The organism is Bariatricus sp. HCP28S3_A4 (assembly GCF_052066395.1).
In the GTDB taxonomy this organism is placed as follows: Bacteria; Bacillota; Clostridia; order Lachnospirales; family Lachnospiraceae; genus Allocoprococcus.
Window position 1 is genome coordinate 1 of the sequence record NZ_JBQHSE010000032.1, and the last position, 16,439, is coordinate 16,439.

16 protein-coding genes and 1 pseudogene are annotated in these 16,439 nt (G+C 36.5%); all 17 read right to left on the reverse strand.

Annotated elements, in window-relative coordinates; translation table 11 throughout:
• Positions 1-245: 245 nt before the first annotated feature.
• The gene (locus ACTNBF_RS13655) at positions 246-935 is read right to left on the reverse strand and encodes a hypothetical protein (RefSeq protein ID WP_441050475.1); all 690 of its coding nucleotides are present in this window, start codon (positions 933-935) and stop codon (positions 246-248) included.
• Between the two features lie 56 nt (positions 936-991).
• Entirely contained in the window at positions 992-1,360 is a 369-nt protein-coding gene (locus ACTNBF_RS13660) for a helix-turn-helix domain-containing protein (RefSeq protein ID WP_441089458.1), read from the reverse strand.
• A gap of 96 nt (positions 1,361-1,456) precedes the next feature.
• Positions 1,457-1,753, reverse strand: a complete 297-nt coding sequence (locus tag ACTNBF_RS13665; RefSeq protein ID WP_441050383.1) for a hypothetical protein — start codon at positions 1,751-1,753, stop codon at positions 1,457-1,459.
• Positions 1,754-2,296: 543 nt separating this feature from the next.
• Complete coding sequence (locus tag ACTNBF_RS13670; protein WP_441050382.1) at positions 2,297-2,467, reverse strand: hypothetical protein; 171 nt, start codon at positions 2,465-2,467, stop codon at positions 2,297-2,299.
• Between the two features lie 102 nt (positions 2,468-2,569).
• Positions 2,570-2,740, reverse strand: a pseudogene (locus ACTNBF_RS13675) (DUF6462 family protein); the annotation flags it as partial.
• A gap of 72 nt (positions 2,741-2,812) precedes the next feature.
• Positions 2,813-3,865: an N-acetylmuramoyl-L-alanine amidase gene (locus ACTNBF_RS13680; RefSeq protein ID WP_441050381.1), complete on the reverse strand. Its 1,053-nt coding sequence runs from the start codon at positions 3,863-3,865 to the stop codon at positions 2,813-2,815.
• Positions 3,865-5,055: a YARHG domain-containing protein gene (locus ACTNBF_RS13685; protein ID WP_441089459.1), complete on the reverse strand. Its 1,191-nt coding sequence runs from the start codon at positions 5,053-5,055 to the stop codon at positions 3,865-3,867. The genes ACTNBF_RS13680 and ACTNBF_RS13685 overlap by 1 nt, the downstream gene beginning before the upstream one ends.
• A gap of 107 nt (positions 5,056-5,162) precedes the next feature.
• Positions 5,163-6,221 (reverse strand): SH3 domain-containing protein, encoded by a 1,059-nt coding sequence (locus ACTNBF_RS13690; protein WP_441050379.1) that lies wholly within the window; start codon positions 6,219-6,221, stop codon positions 5,163-5,165.
• Between the two features lie 60 nt (positions 6,222-6,281).
• Positions 6,282-7,577 carry a glycoside hydrolase family 3 protein gene (locus ACTNBF_RS13695; protein WP_441050378.1) on the reverse strand — a complete coding sequence of 432 codons (1,296 nt, stop codon included), beginning with the start codon at positions 7,575-7,577 and terminating at the stop codon, positions 6,282-6,284.
• Between the two features lie 6 nt (positions 7,578-7,583).
• Positions 7,584-8,513, reverse strand: coding sequence for a C-type lectin domain-containing protein (locus ACTNBF_RS13700; RefSeq protein WP_441050377.1), 930 nt, complete (start codon positions 8,511-8,513; stop codon positions 7,584-7,586).
• A gap of 111 nt (positions 8,514-8,624) precedes the next feature.
• Positions 8,625-10,328, reverse strand: coding sequence for a hypothetical protein (locus tag ACTNBF_RS13705; protein ID WP_441050376.1), 1,704 nt, complete (start codon positions 10,326-10,328; stop codon positions 8,625-8,627).
• 16 nt (positions 10,329-10,344) lie between these two features.
• The gene (locus ACTNBF_RS13710; protein WP_441050375.1) at positions 10,345-11,853 is read right to left on the reverse strand and encodes an AAA family ATPase; all 1,509 of its coding nucleotides are present in this window, start codon (positions 11,851-11,853) and stop codon (positions 10,345-10,347) included.
• Complete coding sequence (locus ACTNBF_RS13715) at positions 11,846-12,337, reverse strand: hypothetical protein (RefSeq protein WP_441050374.1); 492 nt, start codon at positions 12,335-12,337, stop codon at positions 11,846-11,848. Before ACTNBF_RS13715 ends, ACTNBF_RS13710 begins: the two co-directional genes overlap by 8 nt.
• A complete protein-coding gene (locus tag ACTNBF_RS13720) occupies positions 12,337-12,522 on the reverse strand; it encodes a hypothetical protein (RefSeq protein WP_441050373.1) in 186 nt (61 codons plus the stop codon). The genes ACTNBF_RS13715 and ACTNBF_RS13720 overlap by 1 nt, the downstream gene beginning before the upstream one ends.
• 49 nt (positions 12,523-12,571) lie before the next feature.
• Positions 12,572-14,167 (reverse strand): hypothetical protein, encoded by a 1,596-nt coding sequence (locus tag ACTNBF_RS13725; RefSeq protein ID WP_441050372.1) that lies wholly within the window; start codon positions 14,165-14,167, stop codon positions 12,572-12,574.
• Positions 14,168-14,178: 11 nt separating this feature from the next.
• Entirely contained in the window at positions 14,179-15,933 is a 1,755-nt protein-coding gene (locus tag ACTNBF_RS13730) for a hypothetical protein (RefSeq protein ID WP_441050371.1), read from the reverse strand.
• Between the two features lie 22 nt (positions 15,934-15,955).
• Positions 15,956-16,438, reverse strand: a complete 483-nt coding sequence (locus tag ACTNBF_RS13735; RefSeq protein WP_441050370.1) for a hypothetical protein — start codon at positions 16,436-16,438, stop codon at positions 15,956-15,958.
• Between the last annotated feature and the right edge of the window lies 1 nt (position 16,439).

The window sequence follows — 16,439 nt, forward strand, 5'->3', positions numbered from 1 at the left end:
CAGCGCCCTGAGCCCCCGGAGGGCCTTCCGTCTTATATATTTGCAATTTTCAAGGTTCGTTTGAGCCTGTTTTTTTCGGCCCAGTTTTTCATAGATTACTTGACACTACCGAATAATGTGTAGCAATAGCTACCTCAATCACTATATCAAAGTTGGTCAGCTTCCGAAATGTATGGTCAGTTGTGTTGAAAGTACTGGTCAGCTGCTAATGAAACGAGTGGTCAGTTCATCCGATATTTGCATTTTCATCGGCTCTCTTCACTCCCGCTATCCATTTTATCCTCTGGTGCATATATAGCCATTATACTACTACTGTCATCATCGTGATCAATATGTATCCAATAATCTCTTATCCAATACCCCGTGTGACTTTTACCCAGTGTATAAAGCTCATTTGTTTGAAAATCCACAATACATACCTCCGGAAATCTCCGCTTGGAATCGCTCCACTCCATTTCATCCTGATACATTGAAAGGACTTTATCCAGACAATCCTGGCATAAGTATTTTTTAATCACTTCAAAATCCGGTGTACTCTTTTTTCCGTAATTCACTTTACCCTCAAAAATTCCATGGTTCGGCATCCCGTTGATTCGGAAACTGCACTCTTTCTCTCCATGTGACGATGACGTAATACTTAATCCACCATCACTGATGATTTCCGTACCATCATCAGAATACACACGAGTATCTAATGTTGATATTTCCAATGTATTCAAACATACTAAACCCAACATTCCCGATTTTCTGTAATATGACATCAAGCTTCTTTCATTATTTCCGCAAATGCAGCACTTTTCCTGGCTAATTTCAGATTTCACATCCGGAAGTTGAATATTATTCTCTGCTTTTGTTGTTACCACATTCAGACTGTGTACGCATCCCGTACAAAGCAGCGCAATCACAATTGCACCAAGTAATCCTTTTTTCTTCATTCCTACATTCTCCAACGCACAAAAAAAGAACAGTCCAATTTTTTCTTGAACTGCTCTTATTTCTTTAAACTCCTCATAAGAGATAACACAATCTCTCTTTCTTTAACTTCCAATCCGTCCCATATATCCAATATCTCTGTCTGATCAGATGTCAAATCTAATTTTCCACTGTCTCCTGCAAAAAATTGAGCTAACGATATTCCAAATGCATCACATATTTTCTCAAGCGTTGGAATCGTCGGAATGTTGTCTCTGGACATAATATTTCCTAATGCTGTCTGCGACATTCCCGTAAGCTGTGAGAGTCGATATTTAGAATAGCCACGTTTTCTGCATAATTCAGAGATTCTTTTTGGAATATACTCTTCTATACGCAAGTATTTTACACCTCTTCTCTGACCTATTTTTACATACATTGTAACCATAAATCAGTGAAAAGATTAGAACCATACCGCTTATCCAATTACTCCAGTATACATGAGTAATTGGATAAAAAAAGAAAAGCAGCTCTTAATACCTATTCAATTGTATTTTTTATCAAATCCATCTTCTTTAACAAAGTAATGGCATCTTCCAATACCTGCCATATAAGAAATATCCGCATACCGACAATCTACTGTTTGTAAGCAGGCAATATAATCATTGATTATCATTCTGTCATGCTCCTGCAAATCTAATTCCATAAATCTCACTGCCAATTCATCCAGATCTTTCTCAGCATGTTGGTATATCTCATCTTCTGCACAAATCTTGTTTCTGGTTTCATCAATAGCCTCCGCTATTGTCTGATTCAATACTTCTCTCGTAAGCAAATCCATTCTCGTTTCATCCTCCTGTACTGTTTTCAATATTGATAATTATCATCAAAATTGTACAAAGAAGTGAACCTGCTGTCAAATAATCTCCATTGGCAAATTTCCCGATATTTCGACTTTTTGGTACCAAATTTTGAATGCCAATCCATTGAGTGAAATCTTAAATTCCATTTATAAAGGGTTTGACAGTGATTATTCCGCGGCTTAGGCCTACTTTGGTCGCAGTTCAGCCCACCCTAGCCATGCTTTAGCGCATTTAATAGAATCCGCACTTCAGATCATGCATACATTTACGATTTGAGTCAATGGTAAAGCCTAACGGCGGCGTTATGCGCCCCATTGACACAAATCATAAATGTATGCTTAAGGCAATCAAGCGGATTAAGCCAATGTGATGATCTACGATCAGATAATGCTAAACTGCGATTCGCATGCGCTGAACGCACATTAGCACATGGGCTGAATGCCCGGAATAATCAACAGATCGTGTCAGACCCTTTATTGTGGTTTCTGCCTCCTTCCCTGACGGGAAAGAGACCATACGTACTATTGAGCTGTTTCTATATAAGCTTTAACCGCTCGGCTAATAAGCTCAGCCACTGTTATTTTTTGTTTCTCAGCATATGCAACAATGCGTTGGTAGTCTTTTTCAGTCACTCTCATGCTGACGCGTTTGTCTTTTGGTACTTCAACTGCTGGTCTACCCATTTTTGCCATTGGCATATACCTCCTCACGTTTTTAATTATATTTTTCGGATTCCATATAGTCAAGTTTTATTATGTACAATTACTTTCTCCATATCTGTTAAAATTATTACGTTATTCAACAATTCTGAAAGTTTCCAGATACTTTTCAAACAGTTCTGTGTTCACAAAAACAAGCTTATCTATTTTGTAGGTTACCTTTGCTTCGCGTGCCATTCTTTCAAATTTGCTCTGACACATGCTATACATTGCTGCCCCTTCTTTATAGCGAACAAACTTCTTTTCTTTCTGTTATATTGCTCTAACATCTACTCTTATGGATGAACATAAAATGTAACAGCCTACAGAGAATCTTTATTATGTATTATTATTTTCAAAGAACTTATCTATTCCATTTGCAATGCCATCAACTATTTTATCTTGATATTCATCTGTTTGCATTGCATAGTCCTCTTCTTTATTGGTCATATAACCCATTTCTACAATAGTTACTGGTACTTCGCACCAATTAATCCCCGACATCGTATCAGTTTCCCAAACTCCTCGATTATTTGAACCGGTTCGAGCACAAATGGCATCTACGACAAATTGTGACAATTCTTTACACTCAGAATGAATATTACTATTGTATGGATTTTTCGAAGTCTGGCATATTGTCATGGTTCCGCTTGGGTTACCCGATTCGGCTCCATCTGCATGAATTCTGATGAACGCATCGGCATGAGCCTCATTAGCTATTGTTGCACGTTCAACATTTGAAATATTGACATCATTAGTTGTACGAACCATAATTACTTCGTAGCCACGATTTTCTAATTCTTCCTGAAGTTTTAGCGCTACAGCCAGATTCAATTCATATTCTGCCACCCCAGTATAGCTTCCTGCTGTTCCACTACTTACTTTTTTCTTTGTTTCAGATGCACCTGGACCAACTGGTTCCTGTTCATTATTGCCATGCGCCTGATGTCCAGCATCAATAACAACTAAAAAGCCGTTCGTAGCTCCTGGTTCTGGTTTTAATTTTAGATATTGACTGGAAATATAACTAATCTTACCTTCATACAGAACCTTACTCCATTCCCCGTCATCAGAAATACGTTCAACTTCATCCCGTCTATTAAGCTTTCCAAGAATTTCAGAATCTGTTGATGCTTCACTCCGTACATTTACACTATCAATAGCATATACTATTTCGTTTTCTACGGCTTCAGCTAAACTCTCCTGCTCAATTTTGTCATCGTTAATAGAACTAGCAGCATCAATTTCACTTTCTACATCTTCATTATCTTCACACTGTACTTCTTCGATTTTCTCCGCCGATAGATTGGTTTCTTTATCTTTGCTTATATTACTGCATCCAACCATACTTATCAGTAAAAGTCCACAAAGTAATATCGCTATTTTTTTCATTATTGGTTATATCCTTGTTCTTTCTCGTATTCCTTTATCGTTGTTGCATTTTTCTTTTCATATTCATTCAAATTTGAATCGTAATTTTTATCAAATTCATCTGGGCTTAAAGTGCCATAATACCATGAACAGCTATCGAAATAATCCTGCAAAGACTGATCCTTAAACCTTCGACCATGTCTCGCCATAATTTCATTTCTTGCAATACGAACTTCCCATTCAGACAATCCATACAGATCTGATTTAGAAATATACTCCCGATCACTGTTTGGTAGAATGTATTCAGAAGTTTCTTCAAATCCAACAACTCTTTTATCTGCATATTTAGCATACAAATCTTCTGCTTCTTTAACAGTGTATCCCCAATAATCTTTTGCCTCTGCTGCGTTATGGTTGTGACCATCATTATCAATCCAATATATTAAGGAACCAGACTCATAGAAGAGTTGATCCTGTTCTCCTGCATCATTTACATTTAAAGCATAATATACTTCTCCATTATCATAATAATAGTCCGTACCCCCATCTTCTGCCACCACATAATTTACTTCAATGAGTTCATCATAAAGATAATAAACATATCCATTTTCAACTGGAGAGGATTCTAGGTTATCATTATGATAGTATCTATCTACCTGTTCCTGATACTTATTTTGGATTCTAATTACATTCTCTGGAACGGCATCATCTGAAACGTCGGTATACTCATCATCAAATGTATTATCATTATCCCAATCGTCATTTTCTTCCTGATAAACATAATCTGTGGTTCCACCATAAGATTCTACGCTCTCATTATTTTTATCTTTACCACTCATTGCTATCACAAGAATCACAATAACAACTACAGCCACAATACCAGCAATGATTAAATATAGAGTTTTTCGTGACAGAACTATATTTTTTCCCTGACTGGAACCAGAGATTGGTGTTGTAGGTACATCTTTGCCACTTGTTGTTTCTTCAACATCTTTAGTTTCACTTATTTCTTGTGTATCTTGTTTTGGTGGTTCTGAAACATGAATTGGTTTATTTTCACTTATATTTGGTTTATTGTCCTTCTTAGGAGTTGCTCGCTTTACTCCGGAAACAACTGATCCCCCCGTTTTTTCCTGAAACCACGCCTTACACTCATCACACATGTTATCGCCACTGGCACATGGTTTTCCGCATCTTATACACTTGGCCATATTTTATGCTTGTATCCCTTTTCCAAGAATACTTCCTTTCTTTAGATTGTATTAAAAGTGGATTTTGGAACAATCACCCTTAAATGCTTATTTGTCTACTCCGCAGATTAATCTACAAGACAATCTCCCGAATACTTTATATATGCACTTTCATATCCATTACGTTTCATTTCCGCTAGCTGAGTTTCCGCATCCGCTTTATTTGAATGTGCCCCGATGGATATCGCATAATACGTTTCTGGATTCAAATTACTCCAATCACTTGTCACAATCACTCGGGCATCAAAGCCTTTTGTTATTAATTCATTACACATTTTTTCTGCTTCAGACTCGTTTTTAGTTGCTGATACCCATACACCATAAAATGGCTGAGCAATATCTTGAACAGCTATATCTTGAACATTATCGAATCTGGCTTGGTCGACCAGGTCACTTCTTACCCAACCTGTATGTCCATTTATTGTGATTTTGTACCAAGTGTGAAGCTCGTTGTCAGAACCATAACCTTCTCCCATTTCTCCTAAATAAGTCATTATTGAATCATCTTCAACTGTATATACTAACGCACTATCATTTTTGGGCTCACTTCGAACATTCAATCCTGCATCAACATTCTTAACATAATATGTCGAATCAGACTCTTCCAAATTATCACCGGAATCTAAAGAAGTAATTTGTTCTAATTCATTTTCCGTATTTTCTACATCAACCTCTTCTGTGAATTCCTCTTTAGACTCTGCTTCTTCTGTATGCTCATCAGCTTCTATATCAATAATAGTTTCATCTTGTCCAGAAGAATCCGCATTATCCTTATTTTTTTGACCACTCAAATAGAAAAGCACAACAACCGTTGAAATAGCAATTAACGCTATTATTAACACTATATATTTTCTAGAGCTAGACGTTTTCGCACCATTATGCTCCGTAAATTCACCTCTTTTTGCAATATTTACTGGCTCATCTTCTTTGATTGATGCCTCTACGTTTTTATTTATAGACACCGCTTTTTCAGTTGTCTCATCCTTACTAGTCTCAGATTTTTTTGTAACTTTGCTACCTGAAGCAGGAGTTGATCCTCCTGTTTTTTCTTGAAACCATGCTCTACATTCATCACACATGTTTTCACCATTGTTGCATGGTTTTCCACATCTAATACACTTTGCCATAATCTACATCATTCGATTATCGAATCCTCCTATGCTACCAATGTTCAAATAATGAACTTATTACTCTGTACTTAGTCCCGCTCTAATTTTTGTTTGTATTATTCTAATTACACTATCGTTAATCTCTTCCTCTGCTATATCTCCAGTTTCTAACGCATGCATCACACCTGAAACTGCCGCGTGAAAATCTTCCGGAACCAGTATCATATCAATTCCCGCCTTAACTGCTGTTACAGCCGCCTCAGAAGATGAATAGTAATCCGTTATTGCCGCCATATTCATTGCATCTGTAATAATTATTCCATCAAATTTCAACTCATCCCTTAATATTGAAAGCATTTCATTAGATAATGTAGCCGGAATATAATCGTCGGTAATATTAGGTGTAAGAATATGTCCAACCATTACAAAATCGGCGCCTGCTTCTATTCCTTTCACAAAAGGAACAAATTCCAGCTCATCCAGTTCTTCTAATGTTTTTGAAGTTATTGCAGCCTCATAATGGCTATCTGCAATCGTATCTCCATGTCCGGGGAAATGTTTAAGCGCACAAAGCATTTTCGCATCCTTAAATCCTCTCACACAAGAAGACACCATATCTGCTGTTATATTTGGATCATCACTAAATGCCCTATTACCTATTACAGTATTCTCTGGATTAGAAAACACGTCTGCTACCGGAGCAAAATCAAGATTAAAGCCTAATTCTTTACACTCATTTCCGATAGTGTATCCTACAGTATACGCTTGGTTAGAATCACCTGTAGAACCAATATTCTTCATGCTCGGAAACGATGTTGTCCCCATGTTTGGATTATTTCCTACTCTACTTACAACTCCACCTTCTTCATCCACTGCTGTAAATACTGGAATTTTCGAGTATGCTTGCACATTACTTAGCATCGTCTGTGTCTGATTTCTGGAGACAATGTTCTGAGATAAATAGAGAATCCCTCCAACAGGATATTTTTCAAGTGCCTCTTGAGTTGTTGTTCCTGCTGCAGTCACCTGACCTACGCCTGTAAGCTGTTCAGGCAAAACAATAAACATTTGATATACTTTCTCATCTATCGTCATTTCGTCTACAATTTTTTTTGCCATCTCTTCGATAGTTTGTTGATTGCCCTCACTTTGCTCTGACATACCTGACGAGTCCACCTTTCTGTCAGAGGATTCTTTGACATTTTTCGTTAACATATCATCACCCGAGTCTTTTTCAGAAGTTATTTCTATGGTTTTATCTCCCGTAGGTTTTGTTGCTTTATTACACCCATTTAGCATTAAAGAGCACATACTTATAACTGCCACTATAAACAAAAATCTAACTTGCCTTACATATTTTTTTCTATTCGTCATAGTGCCCTATTCCTCAAATTCAATAATGTACCCAACCTTACCACTAATTGATGGGAATGCCCCTACAATATCATTTCTCTGGTCATTAAATGTCCAACCAATTTCGCTGTCATTATATTTCGCATTCCACAGACATAAGTATAGCTCTTCCTCATTATCAGTTGTATCAATTCTGCTAGGCTCATTCGGATACCAATTATCAAAAGTCCAGTCTTCGCCAGTAATCCATCCATTATCAGACCAATCATCTGATATTGAATCAATTCTTGCACCAATCCATATATATGTAAGCCCTGACTCATTTGCAATGTCACAGACATTATTGTATTCTTCTTCACTTGTAATTACGGCAAGATGACCGCCAGCGTCTTCAGCTTCCCATTCAGCCTCATGCCATGAAATATCTTTTTTTACATATTGATAAGTAGATACCTTTTCGACCTCTTCAGTCGTCATCTCTTCATCATAACCTTCATCATAAATTTCATCGTCTATTATGGTATCTTCATACACATCCAATTCTTCTGATCCTAAATCTTCATTGGCGACATCATTATTATCAAAGTTTTCAATTTCAGCAACACCCATTGTATTGTTTTCTTTCTGTTTTAGAACTACAACTACCACAGCAATCATCACTATTGCGACTGCTGCAATAATAATGAATAATGTTTTTTTAGAAATAACTATACTATTATTTTTTTCAACATTAGCCGGTTTAATGTTTTGATTGGCTACTTCTACCTGCTTCTCTTTTTCCTGTTCATTATTTTGTTCTTTATAATCAGCTTGCACCTCTTTATTAGGTTTACTTGTTATATTTTTTACGCCTGGAACAACTGATCCTCCCGTTTTTTCCTGAAACCATGCTTTGCACTCATCGCACATATTCTCGCCACTGCCACATGGTTTCCCACATCTAATACACTTTGCCATTTACTCTTCATCTCCACTTCACCAACACTTCTCCGAGTATCTTAATGAAGGAGTCTGGAATCGTACGTAACCCGAACCCAGACTCAAAACATTATTGATATTCTCTCACGATTAGAACTGATCAAAAGCTTCAAGCACTTTTTCATAGTACGAATCATATTCCGCTAATTCGCGTTTGTACACTTCATATTCAGAAAACAAGCCATCTATAATATCATTCTTGTTTTTAATATTCAACAAGCAAGTTTCATGAATATGCTTTCTCTGCATTTTATTTGAAATAACATTATAAGCGACCAATGCGGCACCACCAGCCGAAACAAGTAAGCAGAGCGGATTCATCATATATATAGCAAGACCAATACCACAAGCACCTATAATTGCACCCACAATAGCTATAATTAGTTTAATTTGGCTAAGCTGGGCATCTCTTTCAGCTTCATAATGTGAAGTGATTTTCTGACGTTCGCCTTCTCGATTTGTAAAATCAATCTCTGTAGAATAATCTCCTAACACAGCTGGATGAGTATCTTTTTGTCTACTTCTATAGTGTTCTGTGTATCGTTCAACAGCTTTCCTCTGAAGATTTTCGGTCAAGGTAAACATATTCTTTCTTACCTGTCCATTTACTGATTCTTCTGAATTTCTTGCATAAATCCACTCAATCATTTCAGAAATTAAATTCAGTTCTTTTCTTCTTTTTTCTTGACGCTCTGTGTATATCGCTTCTGTCAACTGCATATCACCATTACATGCAATTACGAGCTCATTATACTCAATTTCATCATATACACTGACTTCAACGTCATTAGGCTTTGCTATTTCATCATTAATAAACTGCTCTAAATATGTATTTTTTTCCAACTCGGTAACATTGGATACATCCATAATAAATTGCAAAATATTCATATTATTCCGAGCACAAACCAAAATATCTGCCATATCTGCATAATCTGTGAGACAACGTTTTAACATCGTTGTTTTTAATTCATCAGTGCCTTTCATACGAGTCAGATAATGCTCAATATTATTGAGTATTGCCTCCTCATCATATCCTTCAGCCTGAGCATTCATGGTAATAACTCTATTAATGAAATCAATGATTTCAAACTTTATTTTGTCTTCAACGTTATCATTAATAGTTTTTGACAACAGGGAGAATAACATCAGAAAAGTTTTCTGATCGCTTCCTTTCAGTTCACATTCCTGATAGAGCATAAACCATTTAAGAGCAGCCTCTTCCCTACCCATTCTAATGTTAAACAACATGTAAAAAATAGCACTATCTTTCTTGTCTAATTTAATGGAGATTTCTGTTGCTCGCTCTGCTAATGATTTATCATCATTCTTCCAAGCCATGATACTCAAAAGTACTGATGTCAACCAATAATCTGGTGTTTTCAAATGTTCCTTTTCCACGGATTTGTAGATAATTGCATCTGAAATCATGTGCAAGTTCAGATTGTCCAACATACCCTGAACTATTTTTCGGATTGTTGTGTAATTGGCAAAATCATAGTATTTCTTATTGTTACATGAACGAATTTTCTTATTTGCCAATTCCATGTTCTTAAATCGCACATAGAGTTTATCAATTTCCATTTGTAACTCGTGTGCTCTTATAATATTCTCGTGCGATGAATATATTCTGTTACTACTTTCATTTAAAGTGTTTTGAACCTTACTCTCATAATTTGACATCTCACGATGAGCTGAGGTCACTCCGCTTCCCAGCTCCGCCAAATATCCATGAAGTTCTCTATTTCTGGATTGTTCTTGGGCCAAGCGAGCTTGCAAAGCACTTATATCGCTCATAGTATCCCAACTCCTTTCATTGATTTTGTCTAATAGACGCTGACACTGCTCGTGTACGTCCCCATTCGCGTATGCGATCTACCGCCTCTGGATTTGTACTTGCAAAAGAAATATTGCTCTTGAAGTATTTTTTAATCTCTTCAAACTCCATATTATCAATTTGGTGAATCAATCTATACTGAGCTGCTTCTTTAATTACACTTTCAATATCGGAATATGAAAATCCATCTGACATTTCCGTAAGCGTTGCCAATTCAGTTTCTGTCAAACGTTTTCGCAAGCACTTATACAAGTATAATTCTATTGTTTCTCTACGTTCCTGATAGGTCGGCAAATCAATAAAGAAAATTTCTGAAAATCTCCCTTTTCTAAACAATTCCGGAGGCAATGCTGAAATATCATTTGCTGTTGCGACCAAAAACACTCTGCCGGAAGATTCTTGAAGCCAATACAGGAATTCCCCTAAAACTCGCTTACCAGTATCATTACCAGAATCCGACACTGAAAGTGCTTTTTCAATTTCATCAATCCAAACCACACAAGGAGCCATATTATCGATAAATGTTAAAGCTGCGTGCATTTTTCTTTCACTCTCACCCATCCATTTATCATAAATTGATCCAATATCAAATCTGAACAGTGGTAATTCCCATTCCGATGCAAACAGCCTTGCTGAATACGACTTACCGCATCCTGGAACACCTGCCAATAAAACGCCTTTCGGTGCAGTAATTCCATAATCATCCAATATTTCATCCGAAATGAAGAATATTTTTTTTCGCTCTCTAATCCATGCTTTTAAATTATCCAGACCTGAAACATCCATATTTGATGAAACAGAAACCTCTTCTACACATGGCACTGCAGCATATAACCTGCTTTTTTGCTTAGTCAAATCTTGCAGGTTGTTATTTGACAACCCTTTATTTGCCACCAATACGGAAATAAGAATGTTATCAATCTGTACTTCACTAAATCCTCTGAGCAACATCGCTGCTTTATGTATTGCTTCGGCATTCCACTCAACAGGATATCTCGTATTGTATTGTTTAATGAATTTATTAATTTGTTTTTCACGTTCATCTACATCCGGATAGTCCAGTACAGTTAATAATCCAAATTGCGCTAAGCGATTCCATACATAATCCGGTGTCACTAAAACAATTGTACCGGCAGTTTCCATCGCTAAATATAGTGAATCTAGTATTTCTCTGCTGAAAGCATTTTCATCACTAATTCGTCGCGCATCTCCAAGTACAAATGTAGAACCTCTGTTTTTTCGAAATAATTCCTGAGCGTAAGCTAACGGATCTCTGTCAACATCTTTACTTACACTATTCCCACTGTGGAGTGCAACAACTTGCTTCACATCTGTGTAGTAATAAATGTTAATTCTCATTTCCTCAGAAATTTCCCGCATCATTCGTTCAATACGTTCTCGTTCGGAGGATTTTATAACAATAAGAGGGACTCTCGCGAATAAATGATTTTTCACTTCCAGCTTTGTAGCTATATAGTTACCCATTTCGCCTATCCTTTTTTATCAGCCGATTCATGTAATATAATAGGTCATAAATTTCTTCATTCCCTGTTTCCTCTGCCAACTGTGTTAGGACTTTATGTACTTCTTTCCAGTATCGATTAGTTTCGGATACGGTCTTTTCGTCTAATTCAATAACAAAGGATTCAGGAATAAATTTTATATTTAAGTAAAAGCGACAGCGCTTTATATCCCTATAACATCTATACAAATTCGATTCTACATTACTAAAATCTCCATCCTCTAAAGACTCATTCAATAATGCCGTACAAATCCTAGTGCTTCTGTTCATCATTTGATTAACGGTATCTTGCACTCGTTCTAGAAAATGAGGCATAACCATTTCAATACCAGGGCACAAACCATATTTCAGATTGTCGATAAATTCATCTGTAACCTTTTTTTTACTTAAATAATCTAAACAACCTATCCATTGCTGATATGTTCTTAATTCATTTGTATTAACCATTATCTAATAAAACTATATGGAGGTTCTAAACTCCATGAAGGAAGCTTCTTATTCATTTCCTTAAGGCGTTCATTTGATGCAGATGCATTCGCACCATTAGCCCCAGCAAAGTTAGCCTGCATACGCTGCTCCATCATCTGTTCGAAATCCATCTCTTCATTATTGTTTCTCTTCTCTTCAGTCATGATCTTAACTCCTTTTCTTTTGAATGAATCCTATAACACGTATTACTAATTAAATAAATTCCATTTCAGAAAGAACCGCATCCTTTTTCTTGCTGTTATCTTCAAAGTACTGTCTGAAATCTCCAATTTCTGTCAAAGTTTGTATTAAAGCATTTAATGCAGCTTCTACACGTTTTGGATATTCTTTAATCGCCTTATAACATCTGTATCCCAGAAAAATCCCTGCCACTGCAGTAGCAACCAAAGAATACGGTGTTACAAACGCCAACGCAATAGAGGCAATAATGATGATTGCTGCCACTATATTCAGAGAATTTACAAACATATTCTGGAATTTATTAGTTTCATAATAGTTTTTCATGTTCTCTGTTAATTCAGCTTGGTCATTTCCGTTGCTTGTCCCTGTCCATGTATCAATGGCAAGGGAATACTCTATTGGAAATTCCTGCTCGATACGAATTGCAAACTTATCAAGTGCCGTCTTAAACCATTCCTTGGTATTCTGGAAAGCAAACTTACGAACTCTAGAGTTAGCTGTTTCATCGTAAATAGCCCAGCTAATCATCTGTTTACCAATGTTAAAATGCTCATTCTGCAATGCCATTTCTGCTTCGTACTGAGCCTCAGCTTTTTCGACAACACCCTCATTACGAACAATTAAATTGAAATACTCCTGTTCATTCCTGAGTTCTCGCTCTTCTTCATCGAAGTTTGACATCAAATTGATAAGGACAGCATCCACTCGTTCTTTATAATTGCTGTCATTTTGTTCTACAGCATCAACGTCTAACTCTTTAAGCAGCTGCAGAATTGTGTCATATTTTGATACTTCAAGATATGATTTTGACATTTCTGCTGAATTCACACAGTACTGTAAAATAGACACATAATCAAAACTCTTATGAGGGTTAATGTTAGCAAGATATGTTTCATAACTAGCAACAAGCTCCTCACAAATGGCAGCATCTTCGTTAATGATTGAAATCCACTGATCAATTACATCAACCACTGCCTGTTCCAGTTCACGATCCTTTCCAAATATTCCATCCAAAAAAGCATGCAACATAACCGCCGATTCTTGCTGAAGCATTGTCGGATCAAGAGTTTTTAAATATTCATAAAACCATTTTTTAGCCACTTCTGTTCTATCAAATCTTAAGTTAAACAGAGTGAAGAATAGTGTTGTCTTAATTGCATCTTTACGACCACCCTCTGCAAGAGCACTCTTAGCAACATCAGGATAGTTATTGACCCAAGCAGTAATTGCAATTAACGCATATGACAGCCAATATCGTGAGCTTGTCATCCATAATTCCTCTGACAGCTCCTGGATTGTACTGTTTCGTACCAGATTTATGTCAAAATCTCTTACCACACCCATTACTGTCCTTCGGATTGTCTCATAATTGCTAAATTGTTCCTTGATTATCTGATCAATTCTAATAATATTTTCATGAGCCAACTGACTCTGCTCACCATGCTCCATATCCTCTCGGAATTTGGAAATCTGATCATATATCTCTTTTGTGGCCTGTTCAACATTGATGCTAGACTGTCTTATATTATTTACATGAACATCAACATTAGATTCAAACTGGTTTATCGTGCTATTCAGATCTTGAATGGCATATGAAACTTGTGACATTTTTCTCCCTCCTAATCCTCAATGTTTCCAAATTGCATTAATGCAGCCTGTAAATCTGCAAATTTTGCATCCTCTGCTTCATAAAGAACTCTCCATTGTTCAAGTTCTTCCAAAGCATGTTGAAATCTTTGGATACTCAATCGTTGCTTCTCTTTTAATTGTTCTGCCATCGCAACTGATTGACGCCAAAACATAAACACACCTAAAAGTACCAACAAAATACCGGCTGTTAATGCGATTGGTGAAAATGCCCCTTTAGCTAATTGCACACCCATGATTACCAAAAGAAGTATGCCCGCAATTGCAATCAAGCCATATATTTTAACAAACTTATCTGCCAAGATATTTTTCCATTTATTCTTTTCATAATATTTCTCAATCTTTTCTTTTCCTTGAGAAAAATCTTCTTCTGAACATGTTACATCGCATCCGTCAATGTTAAATGTATATGCAGTTTTAACATTTTCTCTATAAGAGTCTGCATGTTTTTCATATCCTTTGATAATCCAGTTCTTCATGCATGATATTGCAAAATGTCTAACACTCAGAGGAGTAATATTGCTATCTTCAACAAATGCCCAATCCGTCAAAAGATCTGCAAATGTCTTATTCTGTTCTTTGCCAAATTCTTCGTCGAATTTTCTTCGCGCCGCTGTCTGATCACCTTGCGCAGAAATTATATGCTCGTTAAGCTTGATTTTCTTAACCACCTCTAGTTCAGCATCATCATACGCATTTACTAACGAATACAGAACATTTTCTATTCTCTGGAAAATATCCTCTCCACGCTGGTCTTCTTTGTGTAAGAGATCGTCGTAATACTTCGCCAGTAATGCATTCTTTTCTGCACTTGATAACGTTTTTATCAGTGTGTCATAGTCGGTGCAGGTTCCCTTTAGATGTGGAAAATTTTCTTTTGTCTGATGGAGATAATTCTCCGCATATCTGAATGAACGATCCACAAATCTCTTGTTAAAATCAGCTGTTGTGGCTTCTGACTGAACAATCATCTTTTTAAAGTACTTGCCGACCTCAGCCTGGAACCCTTCATCTTCACCAAATGCTCCTGCCAAATATGCTTGAAGCAGATACTGCCATTCTTCGCCAAGATTCGACGGATTAACTCGATCCATATAGTTTACAAACCAATTCTGTGCAGTTTCATTACGTGAGAATCGAAGATTAATCAGCATAAAGTATAATGATGCTTTTTGCGGTTCAATAAACATTGCTTTATCCAATGCTCTTTTAGCAGCTTCCTTCTCGTTACTTGCCCACAACATAACAGCCATCGTAGCATACGCCAACCAGTACTCTGAATTTTGCAGATATGCTTTCTCAACCATTTGACGCATATTTTCATTTGAGACAAAATTAGAATCAAGACCAATAACATAGCCAAGTGTAATTCTTCTCAAATTATTGTAATACGAAAAACGGGTGTGATATTCGTCCGTATATTGTGTAACATTTTTCGATGCAGTAGAAAGTGCCTTAAAAGTAAAGTATTGAGACGACATTTCCTTTATTGCTCGACTAACAGCCTGTGTCTGCTCGCTATTAACTTCTACCTCACCGGAAACCCCTCTCATTCTTGGTTCGAGATTATTATGCAAGGTAACAACATTATTTCGTAGAATATTAATATTTTCTAACGCTTCATTAATCTCATTCGTAAGACGATTGTTTTCATCTACCAATCGATTAATCTCATTAATAAGACGCTCTATTTCTTGTTGCTCGCGTTCATATTCTTCTTGAGTCATTTTCTCACTTCCTTTCTAACACTTATATCATTTTCGATAATTCCTTATAGAAATTGATTTGTCCTGATGGAACAATTTTGAATAAATCTGCCAGATATTTCTTATAAGAAAATGCATCTAGTATTCCTGTCTCAATGTAATGTTTTCTGATATTATCAAACTGCAAATAGAGATTTATAATATCCTGTTTGTCTCCCCGTTTTTCTGGTGCTCCTTTACTGTAAAACCTATTATATGGGGCAGAACAAAATTCAGATTCTTTGCAACTGTACTCTCTGAAATTCCCGCCATCTAGTATGTTTGTCAAACACCAATACGATGGTCTTTGCATCATTCCAGTACTCATCTGTTCCTTGGTATATAACTGAGTAAACAGACAGATTCCATAATCACCATCCACTTTTCTCAACACAGGAAGCGAACACGAATGTGGGTTCTTTGCCCCTCCCAATGCTTTTTTATTCATTTCTTTTACTATATCTTGGGTTTTGATAAAATTACTCATT